Annotated in this window: 19 protein-coding genes, 3 pseudogenes and 1 riboswitch; of the genes and pseudogenes, 12 read left to right on the forward strand and 10 right to left on the reverse strand. The window is 73.6% G+C overall.

Annotated elements, in window-relative coordinates:
- Positions 1-17: 17 nt before the first annotated feature.
- Positions 18-614, reverse strand: a complete 597-nt coding sequence (locus E6W39_RS19535) for a GNAT family N-acetyltransferase (protein ID WP_181799342.1) — start codon at positions 612-614, stop codon at positions 18-20.
- Between the two features lie 43 nt (positions 615-657).
- On the opposite strand from E6W39_RS19535, the gene E6W39_RS19540 reads away from it, so the two are divergent.
- Positions 658-1569, forward strand: a complete 912-nt coding sequence (locus E6W39_RS19540) for a hypothetical protein (protein WP_141634617.1) — start codon at positions 658-660, stop codon at positions 1567-1569.
- 21 nt (positions 1570-1590) lie between these two features.
- On the opposite strand, the gene E6W39_RS19545 is transcribed toward E6W39_RS19540, so the two are convergent.
- Complete coding sequence (locus E6W39_RS19545; protein ID WP_141634618.1) at positions 1591-2484, reverse strand: M23 family metallopeptidase; 894 nt, start codon at positions 2482-2484, stop codon at positions 1591-1593.
- Positions 2485-2497: 13 nt separating this feature from the next.
- A riboswitch (cyclic di-AMP (ydaO/yuaA leader) is annotated at positions 2498-2650 on the reverse strand.
- Between the two features lie 182 nt (positions 2651-2832).
- On the opposite strand from E6W39_RS19545, the gene E6W39_RS19550 reads away from it, so the two are divergent.
- The 5 genes from E6W39_RS19550 (at position 2833) to E6W39_RS19565 (ending at position 4985) form a co-directional block, all read left to right on the forward strand.
- Complete coding sequence (locus tag E6W39_RS19550) at positions 2833-3120, forward strand: YiaA/YiaB family inner membrane protein (protein WP_101380412.1); 288 nt, start codon at positions 2833-2835, stop codon at positions 3118-3120.
- Positions 3121-3223: 103 nt separating this feature from the next.
- Complete coding sequence (locus E6W39_RS19555; protein ID WP_141634619.1) at positions 3224-4066, forward strand: alpha/beta fold hydrolase; 843 nt, start codon at positions 3224-3226, stop codon at positions 4064-4066.
- Complete coding sequence (locus tag E6W39_RS41695; protein WP_228718230.1) at positions 4066-4236, forward strand: TetR family transcriptional regulator; 171 nt, start codon at positions 4066-4068, stop codon at positions 4234-4236. Before E6W39_RS19555 ends, E6W39_RS41695 begins: the two co-directional genes overlap by 1 nt.
- Positions 4203-4646, forward strand: a complete 444-nt coding sequence (locus E6W39_RS19560) for a TetR-like C-terminal domain-containing protein (protein ID WP_228718231.1) — start codon at positions 4203-4205, stop codon at positions 4644-4646. Before E6W39_RS41695 ends, E6W39_RS19560 begins: the two co-directional genes overlap by 34 nt.
- Positions 4647-4751: 105 nt before the next feature.
- Positions 4752-4985: a hypothetical protein gene (locus E6W39_RS19565; protein ID WP_141634620.1), complete on the forward strand. Its 234-nt coding sequence runs from the start codon at positions 4752-4754 to the stop codon at positions 4983-4985.
- A gap of 59 nt (positions 4986-5044) precedes the next feature.
- On the opposite strand, the gene E6W39_RS19570 is transcribed toward E6W39_RS19565, so the two are convergent.
- The 7 genes and pseudogenes from E6W39_RS19570 to E6W39_RS19595 all read right to left on the reverse strand — a co-directional run bounded on the left by E6W39_RS19570 (position 5045) and on the right by E6W39_RS19595 (position 13365).
- Entirely contained in the window at positions 5045-7594 is a 2550-nt protein-coding gene (locus E6W39_RS19570) for a glycosyl hydrolase (RefSeq protein WP_141634621.1), read from the reverse strand.
- Between the two features lie 181 nt (positions 7595-7775).
- A pseudogene (locus E6W39_RS40485) lies at positions 7776-7883 on the reverse strand (DUF6126 family protein); the annotation flags it as partial.
- 113 nt (positions 7884-7996) lie between these two features.
- A complete protein-coding gene (locus E6W39_RS19575; protein ID WP_101380416.1) occupies positions 7997-8593 on the reverse strand; it encodes a helix-turn-helix domain-containing protein in 597 nt (198 codons plus the stop codon).
- Between the two features lie 99 nt (positions 8594-8692).
- Positions 8693-11098 (reverse strand): annotated as a pseudogene (locus tag E6W39_RS19580) (glycoside hydrolase family 65 protein).
- Complete coding sequence (locus tag E6W39_RS19585) at positions 11095-11844, reverse strand: HAD family hydrolase (protein WP_181799343.1); 750 nt, start codon at positions 11842-11844, stop codon at positions 11095-11097. Before E6W39_RS19585 ends, E6W39_RS19580 begins: the two are co-directional and overlap by 4 nt.
- A gap of 214 nt (positions 11845-12058) precedes the next feature.
- Entirely contained in the window at positions 12059-12397 is a 339-nt protein-coding gene (locus E6W39_RS19590) for a hypothetical protein (protein ID WP_141634622.1), read from the reverse strand.
- 74 nt (positions 12398-12471) lie between these two features.
- Positions 12472-13365 carry a ParB/RepB/Spo0J family partition protein gene (locus E6W39_RS19595; protein WP_181799344.1) on the reverse strand — a complete coding sequence of 298 codons (894 nt, stop codon included), beginning with the start codon at positions 13363-13365 and terminating at the stop codon, positions 12472-12474.
- Between the two features lie 193 nt (positions 13366-13558).
- On the opposite strand from E6W39_RS19595, the gene E6W39_RS19600 reads away from it, so the two are divergent.
- From E6W39_RS19600 to E6W39_RS19610, 3 genes are all read left to right on the forward strand, one after another.
- Positions 13559-14605, forward strand: a complete 1047-nt coding sequence (locus E6W39_RS19600; RefSeq protein WP_141634624.1) for an enoyl-CoA hydratase/isomerase family protein — start codon at positions 13559-13561, stop codon at positions 14603-14605.
- Between the two features lie 76 nt (positions 14606-14681).
- Positions 14682-15038, forward strand: coding sequence for a hypothetical protein (locus E6W39_RS19605; RefSeq protein WP_141634625.1), 357 nt, complete (start codon positions 14682-14684; stop codon positions 15036-15038).
- Positions 15039-15187: 149 nt separating this feature from the next.
- Complete coding sequence (locus E6W39_RS19610; protein WP_141634626.1) at positions 15188-15508, forward strand: hypothetical protein; 321 nt, start codon at positions 15188-15190, stop codon at positions 15506-15508.
- A gap of 33 nt (positions 15509-15541) precedes the next feature.
- Here the strand turns inward: E6W39_RS19610 and E6W39_RS19615 are convergent.
- Positions 15542-16281: pseudogene (locus E6W39_RS19615) on the reverse strand (CTP synthase C-terminal region-related (seleno)protein).
- 77 nt (positions 16282-16358) lie between these two features.
- On the opposite strand from E6W39_RS19615, the gene E6W39_RS19620 reads away from it, so the two are divergent.
- The 3 genes from E6W39_RS19620 to E6W39_RS19630 all read left to right on the forward strand — a co-directional run bounded on the left by E6W39_RS19620 (position 16359) and on the right by E6W39_RS19630 (position 19667).
- Positions 16359-17240 (forward strand): LysR family transcriptional regulator, encoded by an 882-nt coding sequence (locus tag E6W39_RS19620; protein WP_141634627.1) that lies wholly within the window; start codon positions 16359-16361, stop codon positions 17238-17240.
- A gap of 61 nt (positions 17241-17301) precedes the next feature.
- Complete coding sequence (locus E6W39_RS19625; protein WP_141634628.1) at positions 17302-18024, forward strand: ABC transporter ATP-binding protein; 723 nt, start codon at positions 17302-17304, stop codon at positions 18022-18024.
- On the forward strand, positions 18015-19667 hold the full coding sequence (locus tag E6W39_RS19630) for a DUF6297 family protein (protein WP_141634629.1): 1653 nt from the start codon (positions 18015-18017) through the stop codon (positions 19665-19667). Before E6W39_RS19625 ends, E6W39_RS19630 begins: the two co-directional genes overlap by 10 nt.
- The last annotated feature ends 42 nt before the right edge of the window (positions 19668-19709 follow it).

Genomic DNA, 19709 nt, shown 5'->3' on the forward strand with positions numbered 1-19709 from the left:
GCGAACCCGGGGTGGGGTTAACCCCCCGCTGCCCCGCCCACCGTGGTGCCGCCCGGGCTCCACTCGTGCTCCAGCAGCGAGTACTGCAGCGCGTCGTGCCACTCGCCGCGCAGGTGGAGGTCGTCGCGGATCCGGCCCTCCAGCTGGAAGCCGGCCTTGCGCAGCACCCGGGCCGAGGCGAGGTTGGCCGGGTCCAGGCGGGCGGCCAGTCGGTGCAGCCCGAGCTCGCCGAAGGCGAAGTCGCACAACATCCGGGCGATCTCGGTGGCGTACCCGAGCCCCCAGGCGTCCCGCCGCAGCGCGTACCCGATGAACGCCGCGCGCTGCGCCTCGGTTCCCTCGATGCCGAGCACCGCGTTGCCGAGCGGCACGGCGTCCTCGCCGTCCTCGGTCAGGGTGGCGGCCATCCGGAAGACGGTGCGCGGCTGCTTCTCCGCCTCGTCCAGGTAGAGCGCGACCTGGTCGGCGCAGTCCTCCCGGTCGCGCGGCTCGAACGGGAGGTAGCGGGCGGTCTGCGGATCGCCGAAGATCGCGTGCAACGCGTCGACGTCGCGCGGCACATGGTGGAACTCACGGATGGTGAGCCGTGGCCCGGTGAGCAGGACGGGGTGCATGGCACGTACGGTAGTGCCCGCCGAAGCGGTTACCGTACCGGTCATGGACGACGAGAACCTGCGGCTGGCACCCCGGCCGCACACCGCTGAGCTGCTGCGTTGGGCTGCCGAGCAGGGTCTCGACCCAGTGCCGGAGGGTCCGCTGAACGCGGTCCTGGCGCTGCTCGAACTGGGTGACGCCCGGATGTACGACGGCTTCCCCGAGCTCACCTCCGCGCTGGTGCAGGAGCTGCTCTACGAGCGGATCCACCTCTATGTGCAGCCCGCCCCGGACGAGGACCCGCTGGCCTACGGCGCCGCCGTCCGACTGCTGATCGACCACCAGCGGGCGGCCCGGCGGTTGAACGCCAAGCGGCAGCAGCGGCTGCACGAGGAGGCCGAGTGGCAGGGCGAGCTGCTGGCCGGGCTGCTGCGCCAGCCGCACCTGCTGACCTGGCCCCGGCTGTACACCCTGCTGCTGCGCGCCGCCGGGGTGGACACCGCCGACGAGAACGCGGTGCGGGCCTGGCTGGACTGGTTCCGGGCGCTCGATCCGCATGACCGGATCGCGGTGCTGGCCGAACTCACGGAGCTGGAGCAGCCGGAGGGCGTGGACGGCTGGACCGAGGGCGTGCTGCTGTCGATCGGCATGGCCACCGACGGCGCCCGGCTGCTGGTGGAGGACCACCTGAAGCAGCGCAGCTACCGCAACCTGGCCGATCTGACCGCCCTCGGCCTCCCGATGCCCGCCGAACTGGCCGGCGACCTCCCCGAGTTCGAGGCGGCAGTGCAGGCCGAGGCGGTGCGGCTGCTCGGGCAGTGGACGGTTCCCGGGCTGCCGGAGCTGCTGCTGACGGAGTATCAGGACCTGGCGCCCGAGCCGGGCGCCGCCGAGGTGGACCAGTACATCGTCAAGCGCGGCCTGGTGGAACTGCCGGACATCGGGCAGTGGGACGGCACCGCCGACGGCGAGTGAGCCAGGGCCGCTCCAGGGGCCCTAGGCGGTGACCCCGTGCGCCTGGAGCCAGGCCAGCGCGTCGACCGGGGCGCCGCCGCCCGGGCGGACCTCCAGGTGCAGGCGCGGGCCGGTGGCGCGGCTGCCGGTGGCGCCGACCTGGCCGAGCACGGCGCCCTGGGCCAGCTCCCCGCCGGTGGCGGAGATCGAGGCGAGCTGGCAGTACCAGAGCTCGGTGCCGTCCGGCAGGGTCTGGATCACCCGGTAGCCGTAGCGGCCGGACCAGCCGGCCGAGCTGACGGCGCCGGCGGTGATCGCGCGCACCGGGGTGTGGGCGGGCGCGGAGATCTCGACGCCGGTGCGCAGCTGCTCCCAGGGGGTGGCGGCCGGGGCGTCGACGGTGTGGCCGGGCAGCGGGGAGACGGCGGCCGGCTGCTCGGCGGGTGCGACCGCGACGGCTTCGGCGGCCTCGGCGGGAGCCGCCGGCTGCTCGGTGCGGGCGGCCTGCTCGGTGGCGGCCGCCTGCTGGGCGGCCCGCTTGGCGGCTGCCTCCTGCGCGGCGGCCAACCGGGCGGCCTCCTGCCGGGCGCTCTCCTGGTGGGCGGCGCCCTGGCCGGCCGTCAGCTGGTCGGCGTCCTCGCCGTCCTCGGCGCCCGGGGCGCCGTCGGCCTGCTGCTGGATCCGGGCAGCCAGCGCCAGCCCGGGGTCCGCCTGGTCGGGCGCGCTGACTGCGGGCGCGGCACTCGCCGGAGCGGCGGCCGCGGCGGCGGTGGCGGTGAAGCCGGTGGCGCCGAGGGCGGCGGCCATCGCGGTGACTCCGAGCACCGGGGCGCTGGTGCGGGTCTGCTTGGGCAGCCGGTGGCGGGCGGAGTCGTCGGGCGCGTCGGGGTGGTCGAGCAGGCCGCTGTTGCTGTGCGGGGTGTGCGTCAACGCCACGGGGGGCGCGCTCCTTTCCTTCCCTCGCGCCTACCGGGTTAGCTGACGGGTTCGGAGCGGAAGGTCTCCTACCGAGCGGCCCCGGCCGTGGCCGCGATCGCTCCGATTCACCCCAAGGAACGGTGGTTCCCCGGCTCCCGACCTGCGGTTGAGGCAGGCCTGCGGATTAGGCGACGCGCACGGTGCCGTCAGGGTACGGCGTTTCCGACCGCGCTGCGTTATCAAACGTTAATCCTAGGAGCTCCTGATTCCAAGCCGCCCTCGTGGGATTGACCGCCCCTCACGCTGAGTGCCGAACTGAGTACCCGTACTCAGGTGCCCCGCACCGGAGTTGGCGATCCTTCACACATGACTTCCTCGGTACAGCCGCGGACCACGTCCGCCTACTACGTCCAGGCGATCCTCTCCTTCGCCCTTGCCGGCAGCGGACTCGCGATCGGCATCGCCTATCTGCCGGTCAGCGCATGGGTGCGCGCCTTCCTCGCGCTCGGCGCGCTCTACACCGTGACCTCGGCGTTCACCCTGGCCAAGGTGATCCGGGACCGCCAGCAGGAGGGCGAGGTGGTCAACCGGGTCGACCAGGCGCGCCTGGAGAAGCTGCTCGCCGAGCACGATCCGTTCCGCGTCGAGTCCTGATGCCACTGGCCGTCCAGAGGTTGACGGCTATGGCTATTAGCCATAGCTTTGTGGGTGTCGGCAGCAGCCGGCGCCCACCGATCCCGGTCAGGAGGCCAGCGCCATGAACGCCACGAACGCCACCAGCACCGCCCCGCAGACCCAGTACCTCCGACTCCCCGGCGGCACCCTCGCCTTCGACGACACTCCGGGCACCGGCGGCGGCGCCCCGGTGCTGCTGCTCCCCGGGATGCTCGAGACCCGGCGCAGCTTCCGCCACCTGCGTCCGCTGCTCAACGCGGCCGGCTACCGGGTGATCACCATGGACCTGCGCGGCTTCGGCGAGTCCTCGATCGACTGGGACGACTACAGCCCGGCCTCGGCGGCCGCGGACGCCATCGCCCTCCTGGACCACCTGAAGATCGACAAGGCCGTGCTGGTCGGCCACTCCTACACCGGCGCCAGCGTGGTCCGGGTCGCCTCCGACGCGCCCGAGCGGGTGGCCGGGATCGTGCTGCTGAACGCCTTCATCGAGAAGGTCCCGGCGACCGCCTTCGAGAAGGCGATGGTCAAGACCCTGGGCTCGGCGGTGCTGGCCTTCCCCAGGATCTGGGGCTGGTACCTGAACAAGCTGGCCTACCCGGGCGAGGTGACCGAGGAGATCGCCGCCTACAACGCCGGCCTGGTGGCCGCCCTGCGCACCCCGGGCCGCCGCAAGGCCACCCGGGGCCACGTCTACGGCGACTCGGCGCCGATCGGCTGGAGCACCGGGGTGGACGTCCCGACCCTGGCGGTGATGGGCAGCAAGGACCCCGACTTCCCCAGCCCGGAGCTGGTGGCGGACCGTCAGGCGTCCGCACTGAACGGCCGTAAGGTGATGATCGACGGCGCCGGTCACTACCCGCAGGCCCAGTTCCCGCAGGCCACCGCCGACGCCCTGCTCCCGTTCCTGAAGGAGGTGGCCTGATGCCCCGTGCCGGACTCAACCCGGACGCCGTGGTCGACCACGCCCTGGCCCTGATCGACGAGGACGGGCCGGACGCCCTGACCCTGGCCGCCGTCGCCGCCAGGGCCGGGGTCGCCGCCCCTCGCTCTACAAGCACGTGCCGGGCGGACTGGCCGGACTGCGCCGCCTGATCGCCATCCGGGTCACCACCGACCTGGCCGGGGAACTGCGCCGGGCGATCGCCGGGCAGCACGGCGAGCCGGCGGTGACGGCGCTGATGCAGGCCTACCACTCCTACGCGATGACCCATCCGCTGCGGTACGCGGCGCTGCCGCAGGCGCCGCTGCCCGGCGACGAGCAGCTGATGGACGCGGCCACCCTGCTGGTCGGCACCATCTTCGAGATCCTCGCCGACTACGGCATCAGCGACTCCGAGGCGGTGCACGCGGCCCGCTCGGTGCGCGCCATCGCCCACGGCTTCGCCTCGCTGAGCATCGCCGGGGCGTTCCGGCTGACCGAGGACCTGGCCGAGACCCAGGACCGGCTGCTCACCCTGCTGACCGACGGCCTGCGCAACTGGCCGGGCGCGAAGAGCGACTGAGCGCCGGAGCAAGCGCCGGAGCAAAGGTGATTCTCACCCTGGTGTGATGGTCTGCGGATCGGATGGGACTAAAGTCCCTCTCACCCGTGGAGACCAGGAGGGGCCATGACCCAGCAGCCCGGCACGGCCGACGGCACCACAGCGGTCCCCGCCCAGCGGACCGCCCCGGCGCCGCGGCCCGCCGCCCCCGCCACTGCCACCACCGCACCGGCCGACCCGGCGCAGCCCACCGGCTGGGCCGCCGTGCGCCGCGGGCTGGCCGTCATCCGCGGACTGCGCTCGCTCGCCACCGTGCCGGCCCGGCCGCAGCCGGGCTACGGCGAGGTGGACGGGCAGTAGGGCGCATGACGAAGGGGGCCGGGAACCCGCGCCCCCGACCCCCTCGCCGACCTACTCGGCTACTGCTCGTTCTGGTCGAGGTCGTCCGCCTTGAACGACCAGATGCCGCGGCCGTGGGTGGCCGCGTAGAGCCGGCCGTCGGCACCGAGCGTCAGCTGGTCGACGGCGACCGCCGGCAGCTCGCCCACGCGCTGCCAGCCGCGCTGGCCCGCACCCCGGTAGAGCACGCCGAGGTCGGTGGCCAGCGCCAGCCCGCCCGTCTTGGTGATCACCAGCGAGTCGGCCGGCACATCCGGCAGGTTGGCCGAGATGTCCGCCCAGTGCGCACCGGCGTCGGTGGACTCGAAGACATGGCCGACGCCCGCGCCCGGGCCCGCAGTCCAGGCCCGCGAGAAGCCGTTGACCGCGACGAAGACATGGCTCGGGTTCTTCGGGTCGATCGCCAGACCGGCCAGGTAGCGGTTGGGCACGGTGCCGTCGGTCGGCAGGGTCAGCTGCTGCCAGCCGGTGCCGTCCGCGTTGCCGACCGCGATGCCGCGGGTGAAGCCCTGGTTGTTGCACGGGCCGCACCAGGCGGCGTAGACCTTGCCGCCCGAGGACGCGACGGCGGTGGCGACATGGCCGGCACCGAGGTCGTAGGCGCTCGTCCAGGCGCTGCTGTCCCGGATCGCGTAGCCCTGGCTCTGCACCCAGACGTGCCGGCCGCCGGCCACCCAGAGGTTGCCGTTCTGCTGGTCCGCGGCCATCGGGGCGATGAACCGGGCACCGGCGCCGCCGAGCGCGTTGTCGGGCGGGGCCACCGAGAAGGTGGTGGCCTTGCTCGGGTCGGTCAGGTAACTGCCGTCGTTGACCGCGCAGTTCTGGGTCACGTTCATCGCCAGGTAGACGTACTCCTGAGCGATGTTGCAGCCGTTGGCCGGGTCGGTGAGGGTACCGCCGCCGTCACCGCCGAAGTTGGAGCCCATCACCTTGTCGCCGCGGCCGCGGAGCATCGACTGGCCGTTGTCCTGCATGCCGCCGGTGACCGAAGTGCCGCCGTAGGTCAGGTCCTTGCCGACCCCGACCGAGTAGTACTCCAGGGTGTCGATGGTGCCGTCGTTGAGCGAGGTCCAGTCGGTGCCGTGGCCCAGCGCGTCCACCTGGCCGCTGACCGGGCGGGAGTAGAGGCCGCCGTCATTGCCCGCCAGCACATAGGACTTGCCGTTCAGCGAGCCCACCGCCAGCGCGTGCTGGTCCGGGTGGGTGGTCTGCGGGCAGCTGCCGCTCTGCTTGGTCGGGTCGATGCTCCAGCAGGTGAAGGTGAAGTTCCAGTACGGGCCGACGGTGTTCCAGGTGGCGCCGCCGTCCTTGGACTCGAAGACCTCCTCCAAGCCGGCCCACAGGTGCTTGGGGTCGTTCGGGTCGACCTGCAGCGACTGGTCGTACCAGGACTGCTGACCCGGCAGCTGGCTGGGCGAGTTGAGCGCCGAGCCGGAGCCGGCCAGCTTGCTCGCGTCCGCGACCTTGGTCCACGGACCCAGCGGGGAGCCGGAGTCGGAGACGAAGATGCCGGCCAGCGCGCTGGGGGCACCGGAGTTCTGCATCGTCGGGGACTGGTCGATGGCGTAGTACTTGGAGCCGTCGGCCGAGCGGGCGAAGGTCACCTCGCCGATGTTCGCGGCGTCGGACGGCAGGTCGCCCAGCGCGCTCACCCGCTGCCAACTGCCGTCCGCGGCCTTGGCGTAGAAGCCGTTGTAGGTGTCGCCGCTGCGCCAGCCGACGGCCAGCACCACCTTGGACGGGTCCTTGGGGTCGATGGCGATGTCGTTGGTGAGGTTCTTGTAGGGCGCGTTGGGGTCGGCGGCCAGCTTGCCGCCGGGCAGGTAGTCGGGGTTGGGCGCGAACTCCAGGGTCCACGGGCCGCTCAGGTCGGTGGTGGAGTGGCTCCACACGCCCTTGCTGGTCGCCGCCCACACCAAGCCGGCGCCGAACCGCAGCTCGTGGATGGTGGTGCCGTCCAACTCCGAGCCGCCGACCCGGGACCTGGCGCTGAACTCGCCGTGCTCCGGGTGGTCCAGCACGAAGACGCCGGCGCCCAGGTAGGCGTCGGAGTTGGTGGAGGCCTCGCCGGTGCCCAGCCAGAGCCGGCCCTGGCCGTCCAGCGCCAGCGCGCCGGTGGCCTGGGCGGGCAGCTTGTCGCTGATCGGCTGCCAGTTGCCGCCGCCGGTGGTGGAGCGCCAGACGCCGCCGCCCGCGCTGCCCTCGTAGACGTCGCCCTTGTCGTCGGCGGCGACGGCGGACGCCCGTCCGGTCACCTTGCCCATGCCCGCACTGGAGTTGGAGGCGGTGTCGCGGTAGCGCGGGTCGTCCGAGTCATAGGGCAGGCCGGTGGTGTGCTGCCACTGGCCGCCGGTGTCGGGGAGCGCCTTCAGCGCGTTCCAGGCCGCGCCGAACGCGCCCGGCGCCACCACGCCCGGCGAGGTGCGGGCCTCGGCGCGCTGGTCGGCGCCCTCCTGGATGGAGTCGGACTCGTCCCCGCCATCACCCTTGTCCATCGGCTGCACCGTGGTGCCCGACGCCGCGTGCGGCAGCGGGTTGGCCCCGGCCGGTGAGCCGACGGTCAATCCCATGGTGGCGGTGATGGCGCAGATCGTGAGCCATCGCCCGGTAGTCAGTCGTGCCGACAACAGAACCCTCCCGTTTCCAGTGAGCGTGTTCGCCGGGCGCACTCGATCACAGGAACGGTGAGGTGTGACACGGTTTCAGCAGAGACGTGATCCAACTGTTGTCAGCATTGGGGCTGGTGGAGCGTCAGCGCTGGCCGCCGATCCAGAAGAGCAGGAACAGGAAGGCGCCGAAGAGGTGCGCGGCCGCCATGTAGATGCCGACCCGGATCGCCACCCGGTGGTCGGTGCGCTTGCCGCCGTCGGTGGTGGGGCATACGTGTTGGGGTGCTGAACGGCCATCTCGGGCTCCTTCAGGGGGTCTTGCTCAATGGCTCAATGGGTTGCTCAATGGGGGCTTGCGCAGGCTCAGTGGACGCCGCGGTGCCCGGTCGGCAGGCAGAGGTCGCCGGCCGGGCTCTGCAGCAGGGTGTGGACGAAGAGCAGTTGCACGCCCTCCGGTGACTCGGCGGCCAGCCGGTGCGGGGTGAGCGAGTCGAACTGGGCGCTGTCGCCGGGCTCCAGCAGATGGCTCTGCTCCCCCAGGGTCAGCCGCAGCCGACCACTGGTGACGTGCAGCCACTCCTCGCCCGGGTGCACCCGGACCACCGCGGCCTCCGGGCCGGGCGGAATGTGCACCCGCAGCGCCTGCATCGCCATGCCGGGCGCGCCGGCCCGCCGGTAGCCCCAGCCACCGGTGCGGCTCGGCTCGATCGGGCCGCCGCGGATCACCGGGTCGGGGCTGCCGGGTTGTTCACCGAGCAGCTCGGCCACCGTGGCGCCGTACTGCCGGGCCAGCGAGAGCAGCACCGGCAGCGAGGGCTGGCGGCGGCCGGTCTCCAACCGGGAGAGGTACGCTGGCGACAGCCCGGCCCGGGCGGCCGCCGCCTCCAGGGTCAGCCGGCTCGACTGCCGGTGCTCACGCAGCCGGGCGCCGAGCCCCGGCAGCTCCTCGTCGGTGGTCATGCACTCAGTGCACACCGTCGCTGCCGCCGAGGCAAGAAATGTGCCTGTGAGGCAAAAAGACCCCCGGGGTACTCCCCCAGGGGCCCTCCCGCGCAGCGGCTACTCCGCTGCCAGGTGGTCCGCCGCGCTTATCGGCGAGATGCCGATCGGCGTGGCCTGCGGCTTGCGCCGGGCCGGCTCGCGGCCGGGCGGCTGGATCGGCCGCTCACCCGCCTCCGGCGTGATGGTGGGCCGGGAGACCGGGCGGCCGACCTCCACCCAGAGCTTCTCGGTCTCGTGCTCGACCAGGATCTTGTCGCCCTCGCGCAGCGTGTAGGTGGTCTCGTCATGGCTGATCTCCACCCGCAGCAGGTGCTGCCGGATCCGCATCGAGAAGGCCAGCCGGACCAGCCCGGAGGGCAGCCGCGGCCGGAACCCGATCGCCTCGCCGTGGTCGCGCATCCCGCCGAAGCCGGCCACCAGCGCGATGCAGGCGCCCGCCAGCGAGGCCATGTGCAGACCGTCCCGGGTGTTGCCGCCCAGGTCGTGCAGGTCCATCAGGGCGGCCTCGGCGGTGTAGTCGTAGGCCAGGTCCAGCTGGCCCACCTCGGCCGCCATCACCGCCTGGGTGCAGGCGGAGAGCGAGGAGTCGCGCACCGTCAGGCGCTCGTAGTAGGCGAAGTTGCGGGCCTTCTGCTCCGGGGTGAATGCGTCGCCGCGGATCTGCATCGCCAGCACCAGGTCGGCCTGCTTGACCACCTGCTTGCGGTACAGGTCGAAGTACGGGAAGTGCAGCAGCAGCGGGTACTTCTCCTTGGGGGTGCCGTCGAAGTCCCACTGCTGGTGCAGGGTGAAGCCGTCGGCCTGCGGGTGCACGCCCAGCTTCTCGTCGTACGGGATGTACATCGCCTTGGCGGCGTCCCGCCAGGCGGCGGTCTCCTCGGTGTCCACCCGAGCGCGGCCGCCTCCAGCTGGTGGCGGGCCACCGCGTCGGCGGCGGCGCGCAGGTTGGTCTGCGCCATCAGGTTGGTGAAGACGTTGTTGTCGGCGATCGCGCTGTACTCGTCCGGGCCGGTGACGCCCTCGATCCGGAACCGGCCGGCCGAGTCGTGGTGGCCCAGCGAGCGCCACATCCGGGCCGTCTCGACCAGCAGCTCGAGGCCGTAGCTGCGCTCGAACTCGACGTCCCCGGTGGCCCGGACGTAGCGGGACACCGCGACCGCGATGTCCGCGCCGATGTGGAACGCGGCGGTGCCGGCCGGCCAGTAGCCGGAGCACTCCTCGCCGCGGATCGTCCGCCACGGGAACACCGCGCCGGCCAGGCCGAGTTGGGCGGCGCGCTCGCGGGCCAGCGGCAGCGTGGAGTGGCGCCAGCGCAGCGCCTGGGCGACCGCGCCGGGCAGGCAGTAGGTGAGCACCGGGAGCACGAAGGTCTCGGTGTCCCAGAAGCTGTGCCCGTCATAGCCCGGGCCGGTCAACCCCTTGGCGGGGATGGCCCGTTCCTCGCTTCGCGCGGCGGCCTGCACCACGTGGAAGAGCGCGAACCGGACGGCCTGCTGGAGCTCGACGTCGCCGTCGATCTCGATGTCGCTGGCGTCCCAGAACTCCTCCAGGTACTCCTTCTGCTCGGCCAGCAGGCCGTCCCAGCCGGAGTAGCGGGCCGCCGTGATCGCCGCCTCCACCTGGTCCGGACGGCCGGCAGCGACCGGGTGGCCGACCAGCCGTAGCCGAGGAACTTGGTCATCCGCAGCCGCTCGCCGGGCTTCAGCACGGTGGTGACGCTGATCCGGGCCTGGTCCTGCCGGGCCTCGCTGGTGATGCTGACCCCGTCCGGGCCCTCGATCACGTGGTCCATGCCGGCGGCCAGGCGCAGGTTGCTGTACCGGGTGTGGTGCACCAGCGTCGCCTTGGTGCCGTGCGCGTGGTGCGCCTCGGCGACCAGCGGCGCCTCCAGCACCGCCGCGGCCCGCGGGTCGCCGTCGGTGCTGTCCGGCAGCTGCTCGTTGGCGACCAGCTCGGACTGGATGACGATCCGGACCGGGCCGTCCACCGCCTCGACCTCGTAGTCCACGGCGGCGATCGCCCGCTGGGTGAGCGACACCAGGCGGGCCGAGCGGAGCTTGATGGTGCGCCCGGCCGGGGAGGTCCACTCCGCCTCGCGGCGCAGCACGCCCTCGCGGAAGTCCAGCGACCGCCGGTGGCCGCGCAGCTCGCCGTAGCGCAGGTCGAACGGCTCGTCGTCGACCAGCAGCCGGATCAGCTTGCCGTTGGTGACGTTGATGACGCTCTGCCCGGACTCCGGATATCCGTAGCCGCCCTCCGGGTAGGGCAGCGGGCGCAGTTCGAAGACGCCGTTCAGGTAGGTGCCGGGCAGGCCGTGCGGCTCGCCCTCGTCCAGGTTGGCGCGCAGGCCGATGTGCCGTTGGACAGCGCGAAGACGGACTCGCTGCGGGCCATGCCCGGCAGGTCAAGACGGTGTTCGGTGATGCTCCACGGATCGACCGCGAAGCCCTCCTGTGCGGTCATTGCGCCGCCCCCTCGATCAGTTCCGACAGGTCGTCCACCACCAGGTCGGCGCCGTTGGCGCGCAGCGCCTCGGCCTGGCCGGTCCGGTTCACCCCGACCACGCAGCCGAAGCCGCCCGCGCGGCCGGAGGCCACCCCGGCGAGCGCGTCCTCGAAGACCGCCGCGGCCGACGGCTCGACACCGAGGGCCTTGGCGGCCGCCAGGTAGGTGTCGGGGGCCGGCTTGCCGGGCAGGCCCTCGCGCTTGGCCACGATGCCGTCGATCACCGTGTCGAAGTAGCCGTCGATGCCGGCCGCCTTGAGCACGTCCCGGCAGTTGGCGCTGGAGGACACCACGGCCCTTGGTACGCCGGCCGCGCGCAGCCGGTTCAGGTAGGCGACCGAGCCCTGGTAGGGCTGCACGCCCTGCTCCCGGATCAGCGTGAGCACCAGCTCGTTCTTGGCGGTGCTCAGGCCGTTGACGGTGCGGTCGCCGGGCTTGTCGTCCGGGCCGCCCTCGGGCAGCGTGATGCCCCGGGAGGCCAGGAAGGTGCGCGTGCCGTCCAGGCGCGGGCGCCCGTCGACGTACTGGTCGTAGTCGGCGACCGGGTCGAACGGGACGAACGCGTCGCCGGTGCGGTCGGCATCCGCCCGCAGGAAGTCGTCGAACATCGCCTTCCAGGCGGCGGCGTGCACTTTGGCGGTCTGCGTCAGCACACCGTCAAGGTCGAAGAGACAGGCGCGGATGTGGTCGGGTAGCCCCAGCATGGTTGCAGTCTGGCTCACAAACCTGATCCCCGGGTCGATTCCGAACGGCGCGTCGTACAGCGTTCAGTCCAGGTTCAGGCTCGGCTGGCCGAGTGAAGAACGTGCGATGGATCGTCCGCCCACCGTTGAGTACGGACCAATCTGATGGTGAGTCAACTCGCTTGTGGAACACGGGATTGGGAATGGAATCGGTGGGCGGGCCGGCGGGTCGGCCTCAGCCGATCTGGCGGGAGCGGCGCTGCAACTGCTCGCCCAGCTGCTGCCAGCCGGCCGCGCACTCCAGGGCCAGATCGGCCACCACCGGGATCAAGTGGGCCGGGATCTGCTGGAGTTCGCGCTCGGTGATGCTGACCGGGACCAGTCGCCGCTGCAGCCACATGAGCAACGCCCGACCGTGGTCGGTCATCCGCAGCGACGGGTCGCGGCGGAGCAGGCCCAGGCCGGCGAAGGCCTCGCCGGCCCGCCGACCGAGCGGGCGGCGGCGGGCGGCGCCGAACGGGTGCACGGCGGCCGATGGCTGGGCGGGCTGCTCCTGGGCGGGCGGGGTCGGCACCGCGCGCACCGGGGCCGGACGAACGGGGGCGGGCTCGATCGGGGTCGGGGTGGCGGGGGTCGGGGTAACGGGGGTCAGGGTGGCCCCGGTCGGGGCCTCGCTCTCGGGGCCGTCCTGGGGGCCGGCACGGCACGGGGCACGGGGGTCGGCATGGCGGGCGGCACGGGGGTCGACTGGTGGGCGGTGCTCGGCTGGTGGGCGGTGCTGGGCTGGTGCATGGCGGTCGGCTGCCGGGTCTGCTCGGGCTGCTGGGCCTGCGACTGGGCGGCCGTCTTGCTCGCGCCACGGCGCGGCCGGGGCACCCGGGCCGGCACCGCGGCCTCACCCCGCCCGATCCGGGCCCGCACCCCGTGCGCGGTGCCCAGCGACACCCCGGCCGCCTGGGCGATCTCCCGCAACGAGGCGTCCGGGCGCTCGCGCATCACCTGCAGCACCCGGCGCCGCCCCTCGTCCGGGTTGACCGGGCGCAGCCGCCCGTCCATCCCCACCCGGGACTTGGTGCACAGCTCGGCCACCCCGCTGCGACGGCGCAGCTCGCCGACCGTCTTGGCCGACAGGCCCGCCACCCGGGCGATCGAGCGGTCGGAGCACTGCGGGCGCAGGGTGATGATCCGCTCGGCGGCCGCCTTGCGCTCGCCGAGGGTCAGCGGCAGCACCAGCGGCTCCCCGGAGTCGGCCGGCTTGGCGTCCACCGCGTTGGCCTCGACGGCGCGCAGGTAGACCTCCACCGGGTCGCCGTCCAGGTACTCCACGGTGATGGTCGAGTCACCGCGCAGCGCGGCCGCCCGGAGCCGATGGGCACCGTCGACCACGCGCATGGTGGGGCGGTGCACCAGGATCGGCGGCAGGGCGGACGGCAGGGCGGCCAGGCGGGCGGCGTGCTCCTCGTCCACACTCGCGGCCCGGGGCGACTGCTCCGGGTCGAGAAGGCTGAGGGCTGCCAGCGGCACCCGGTCGAGGACGGTCATGCGGGCCTCCGGGTTCACTCCGAACTGAGCGGGTATCAGCCCGGTCAACGAGGCCGGTGCCAACGCCGATTCCCGCATCACCGCAGCTCGGGATGTGTCTTTCGGGGTATCGGGGGCCCGTGGGAGGCATTGCGCGGCGGGCCGCGTACGGTGGCGGTCGCACCGTCCGCCCGCCCGACAAGGAGCACTCCCGATGGCCGCAGCGCAGGAAGACCGGTTGGTCCTGGCCCACCGCGACGGGCGGGTCGGCCGGCTGGTCCTCAACCGGCCCCGGGCCATCAACGCGCTCACCCACCAGATGGTCCTGGACCTGCATGCCGCGTTGGACGAGTTCGCCGCGGACCCGGCGGTGGCCGCCGTGGTGCTCACCGGCGCCGGCGAGCGCGGCCTGTGCGCGGGCGGCGACATCCGGTTCTTCCACGACGACGCCAAGCTGGGCGGGGCGGCGGTGCGGGCCTTCTTCCGGGACGAGTACCGGCTGAACCACCGGATCGCCCGCTTCCCCAAGCCGTATGTCGCGGTGATGGACGGGCTGGTGCTCGGCGGCGGCGTCGGCGTCTCCGCGCACGGCTCGGTCCGGGTGGTCACCGAGCGGGCCGCGGTCGGGATGCCGGAGACCACCATCGGCCTCGTGCCGGACGTGGGCGGGACGTGGCTGCTGGCGCACGCACCGGGCGAGGTCGGCACCCACCTGGCGCTGACCGCCGAGCGGATGACCGCGGCCGACGCGGTGTACTGCGGCTTCGCCGACCACCTGGTGCCCCTCGACCGGCTGGCGGACTTCACCGCCGCCCTGGCCGAGCGTGAACCGGCTGACGCTGTCCGGGAGTTCGCGGTGCCCGTGGGCGTCGCGCCGCTGGCCGGGGAGCAGGCCTGGATCGACCACTGCTATGCGGCGGACCAGGTGGAGGAGATCCTGGAGCGGTTGGACCAGACCGGCCTGCCGGAGGCCAAGGAGGCCGCGGAGCTGATCCGGGCCAAGTCGCCGACCGCGCTCAAGACCACCCTCGCGGCGCTCCGCCGGGCCCGTCGGCTGCCATCCCTGGCGGCCGCGCTGGAGCAGGAGTTCCGGGTCTCGTGCGCCGGGTTGGCGGACCACGACTTCGTCGAGGGCATCCGCGCCCAGGTGGTCGACAAGGACCGCAACCCGCGCTGGTCCCCCGCCACCCTGGCCGGGGTCACGGCGGAGGAGGTGGCCCGGCACTTCGCCCCGGCGCCGGAGGAGCTCGGACTGGCCTGACCTGAGTACCCGTACTCAGGCCGTTCGAGTAGCCGGGCGGTGACGGGGCGGGGCGGCCAGGCCGGATGGTTGAGGCATGACCACCGCATCCCGCCCCGCCTTCCACCCGGTCCGCGACATTGCTCGCCGGGGGTGGTGGATCGCTCCCCTCATCGTCACCCTGATCACCCTGCCGCTGCTGGCTTACGACGGCCTGCTCGCCCTGCTGTCGCCGATGGCCTACGACCCCTGCGACTCCGGCGGCTGCCCGCAGACCGGCCAGCACATCGTGCTGGCGGTGGCCTGCCTGCCGGTGGCCCTGCTGCTCTGGATCGGCAGCTGGCCGGCCGCGCGGTCGGCCGGCCCGGCCCTCAGGTCCACCCTGTACCTGCTGGCACCTGCTGCTGCGCTGCTGTCACTGGTGTCGTTCTGCACGATCCCGATCGGGCGGTGACCGAGCGCCCCGCGGCCAACTGCCCTGGTGCACGGCCCCGGAGTGGCCATTCGGACTTGACGGCCAGTCAGCCGGGTGCGGGTACTCAGAGCGCTTTCGAGTATCCGGCCCCTGGCCGGAACGGGTCGGCACACGAGACGATCGGCGACATGAACCCAGACCGCCCGCGCTGGTGGCTCAGCGCCACCATCTGCACCGCGATCACCATGCCGCTGATCGCCTTCGCCGGCTTCTTCGCGATCCTCTCACCCTTCGCCTATGACGACTGCGACCCCGGCGGCTGCCCGCAGAGCGACCAGCACATCACGGCGGGACTCATCTGCCTGGCGGTGTCCCTCGTGCTGCTGGTCGCCGCCTGGCCGGCCGCGCGGTTCCACAGGGAGGGCGTCAGGTCCACGCTGTATCTGCTCGCCCCCACCGCGGCGCTGGCGTCGCTGGCCATGCTCGCGAGCACGCCGGCCGGCCACTGACCGGGCGTCCACCCACCACTACCGGGTCACCCCTCACCGCGCCACCGCCGCCCTGCTGTGCGCCACCGCCGCAGCGGCGAAGCCCCGGATCAGCGGGTGCACATCGCCCGTGAGCGGGGCCAGCTCCGGCTGGAAGAGCGTGGCCAGGAAGAACGGGTGCTCCGGCAGTTCGACGATCCGCAGCTCGCCCGCTTCGTCCCGACCGCTGAACCGCATGCCGTGCCGCTCCAGCACCGGCAGGTAGTCCGGCGCCGCACCGTAGTTGCAGTGGTACCGCTCCTGGGTGCGCCGGTCGGCGAGCAGCCGCTCGGCCAGGGTGTCCGGGGCCACCAGCACGGCGCCCTCGTGGCCGACCAGCGAGCAGCTCAGCGGCGTGATCACGGCCTGCTCGGTGCCCGGGTCGTTCTCCGCGTGCCCGGCCGCGTCCAGCCCGCAGACGTCACGGGCGAACTCCAGGATCGCGTGCTGGAACCCGGCGCAGGTGCCCAGGAACGGGATGCCCTGCTCGCGCGCCGTCCGGGCGGCGTTCAGCGCGCCCTGCTCGCTGCGGTAGGGGCTGCCGGGCAGCAGCCAGACGCCGTCGAAGCCGGCCACGCCGTCGGCCGCGACCTCCTCCGTAGCCAGCTCCTCGGTGGCAGCCAGTAGGCGTCCAGCGCCAGCCGGTGGCGCTCGGCCAGGGCGGCCAGCAGGTCGGGGATGTTGGCGTGGGAGCGGACGTTCGGGGAGCGGTCGCCGACCAGCGCCAGCCGCGCCGCAACAAGGGTCTCGGTCATGCCCGCCATGCTGCCCCGGCCGACAAGGTCAGCGCCAACGATGATTCCTGCACTCGACATCAGCAATGCTTATCCCCATGGATCCGCACCTGCTCCGCACCTTCGTCGCCGTGGCGCGCGAGGGCTCCTTCTCGGCCGCCGCCCAGGAGCTCGGCTACACCCAGTCCGCCGTCTCCCAGCAGATCGCGGCGCTGGAGGCCGACCTCGGCGTGCCGCTGCTCACCCGCCGCCCGGTCGCGCCGACCGAGGCCGGCACCCGGCTGCTGGAGCACGCCGGACCGCTGCTGCTCCGACTGGCCGCGGTACGCACCGAGTTGACCCGACTGGCCGCCGCACCCAGCGCCCGGTTGGCGATCGGCCTCACCCCGCTGGCCGCCACCGACCGGCTCGCCGCAGCACTCGCCCGGCTGCGCGCCGACCTGCCGCAGCTGCTGGTCACCCTGGAGACCCTGCCGACCGCGCGGGCGCTCGCGGGGCTCGCCACCGGTGAGCTCGACCTGGTCCTGCTGGACGGCATCGCGGCCCCCACCGACCCGCTCCACCTGCCGGAGGCCGACCAGACCCCGGGCAGCGTGCTGATGGTCGCCGAGGAGCCGCTGCTGCTCGCCCTCCCGGACGGCCACCCGCTGGCCGGGCGACGGGAGTCGGGGCTGCCCGAGCTGGTCGATGCCCGCTGGATCGACGCCCCCGAGGCCGCCGTCCCGCTCGCCGCCCTGCGGGCTGCCGCCCACACCGACGGCTTCCGCCCGCACCTGCGATACCAGGGCACCGACCCGCACGCCCTGACCGCCCTGATCGCGGCCGGCCACGGCCTCGCCATCCTCCCCCGCCGCGCCGTCGACCCCAGGCTGACCGGCGTGCCGATCGGCCGCCCCCGCCTGCTCCACCGCACCGAACTGCGTCTGCCCCACCCGGGCACCCCGGCCGGGCGGCGGCTGGTCGAGCTGCTGAGCGACTGACGTACTTCTCAGCTACTGACGTACCGTCGAGACGTCAGCGAACGCTCCTGGGGGACCACGCATGGCCAAGCGCCTCAAACCAGTTCAGCCACTTCTACCGCTCCTGCGGGCGACCGACCTGCGGGTCAGCGCGGGCGGCCGGCAGTTGCTCGCCGTACCGTCCGTCAGCGTGCCGGCGGGCGGCTGCCTCGGACTGGTCGGCGTCAACGGGTCCGGCAAGTCCACGCTGCTCAAGGCGCTCGCCGGGCTGCTCCGCCCGGACCAGGGCACCGTGCTGCTGGACGACCGCCCGGTCCGGGAGCACGAGCTCAGCTTCCGGCAGCAGGTGGGCGTCTTCCTGGACGACGCCGCGTGCTTCCCCGACCTCACCGTGGCCGAGCACGTGCGGATGGTCGCCACCGCCCACGGGCTCGGCCCGACCGCCGCCGAACGCTGCGAGCAGGTGCTGGACCTGCTGAGCCTGCGGCACCGGGCGGACGCCTTCCCCGACACCCTCTCCGCCGGGCAGCGCCAACTGCTGCTGCTCTCCGCCGTGTTGGTCCGCCCGGCCCGGCTGCTCCTGCTGGACGAACCGGAGCAGCGGCTGGACACCGGCGCCCGGGAACGCCTGGCGGACGTGCTGCGCAAGACCATGGCCGACGGCACGGCGATCGTCATGGCCGTCCACGACCGGCAGTTGCTCGGCCGGCTCGCCGACCAGGTGCTGGTACTGGACGACGGCCGCGTGGTCTACCACGGTCCGACCGCAGAAGTGATCAACCGGGGTGCCACGCCATGGCACTGACGGAGCGTCAACTCATTGCGGACACCGCCCGGGAGACGGTCGAGGAGCTGCGGCGCACCCGGGCCCGGCGGATGGTGCGTCCGGTCGGCGATCGCACCCAGCGGATCTGGATCGCCCTGATCACCGCCGCGCTGCTGGTGTGCATGGTGGCCGGGCCGGTCGGCACCCTGTCCAAGGCGGCCGGTGCGGTGCTCGCGCACGCCCAACACGGCCGACTCCCCGGGCTGTTGGTCGGCCTCACCACGCTGGCCACGGCCGGGCTGCTCCGGCTGTCGCTCTGGCTCGGCCCGATCGTGCTGCCCGCGCCGGAACTCAGCTGGCTGCTGCCGCTTCCGGTGGACCGCCGCTGGCTGCTGCGACCGCGCCTGTCGGCGGCGCTGCTCGCCGCCGGGACGGCCGGCGCCGTGCTGGGCGCGGCGTGCGGGGCGATGGCCGCATCGGGGGGCCGTCCGAGCCCGGTCGGAATCGGGCTCGCCATGGCGGTCGGCCTGCTGCTGGCCTGGCTGACCGCGGCCATCGGCGTGCTGGCCGAGGGTTCGGCGCGCTGGGCCCGGCTGGTGCGGGCCGGCTCCACGCTGCTCGGCCTGGCGGGCCTCGCCGACCTGCTGGCCGGCCACCGGCCGGTGCTGTCCGACGTCCTGGCCGCCTCCGGCCCGTGGGGCTGGGCGGGCCGGGCGATCGGCGGCACGGCGGGCGGCTCCGCTCCGGTCCCGCTGCTCGCCGCCCTGGCCCTGGCCGGCGTCACCGCCCTGGCCGTCACCGCCGCCGACCGCTCACTGGCCACCCTGCCGACCGGCGATCTGGCGCTCCGCTCCCGGGCGGCCGGCCGGGCCCACATCGGCCTGCTGCTGCTCGACTTCCGGCAGATCGCGCTGGTCGCCCAGGCCGCCGCCCGCGCCCGGCGGACCGGCCCCGGGCTGCGGCTCCCGATGCCCCGCTCCCGGCTGCTGATCCTGCCCTGGCGCGACGCCACCGCCCTGCTGCGGCGCCCCGGCCGCCTGGTCGCCGCCGCGGCCTGGTCGGCCGGCACCGTCGCACTGCTGCACGCGACCCGCCTGTGGGCAGCACAGACCCACCCCGACCCGCTGACCGCCGCCTGGCTGGGCAGCCTGCTGAGCCTCGGGCCGTACCTGGCGGCCGCCGCGCTGGTGGAACCCGCCCGCGAGGAGACCGACCGGCCGGCCCGCACCGCCCTGCTCCCGTTCACCCCGGCCCGGATCGCCCTGTCCCACCTGGTGGTGCCGACCGCCCTGATGGCGCTGCTCGGCGCGGCGGCCGCCACCGCGACCGCGCTGCTGATCGGCGCCCCGCCCGTCGTGCTGCTCGCCGTGCTGCTGCTCCTCACCGCGGGCGCCCCCGCCGGCATCGGCGCCGCCCTGCTGGGCGCCTATCGCGGACCGCTGCGCTACGAGCTGATGGCCGTCTCCGCGGACCCGTACGGTGCGGTCCCGTTCGTCCTCTGGTACTGCGCCCCGGCCCTGGTCACGGTCGCCGTGGCCGCCCCGCTGCTCTGGCACGCCGCCACCGCCACGACCCTGACCGCCGGCACCGCCCTCGCGCAGTTCGCCGTCTCCGCCGCCCTGGCCATCGCGCTCACCGTCTGGCGCGTCATCAGCTCGGTGAGCCGCCAGACCGCACCCTGAGCGTTCGGGCCTTCCTGCTGTCCCTCAGCTCAGCGGGCGGCG

The organism is Kitasatospora acidiphila (assembly GCF_006636205.1).
GTDB classification, from domain to species: Bacteria; Actinomycetota; Actinomycetes; order Streptomycetales; family Streptomycetaceae; genus Kitasatospora; species Kitasatospora acidiphila.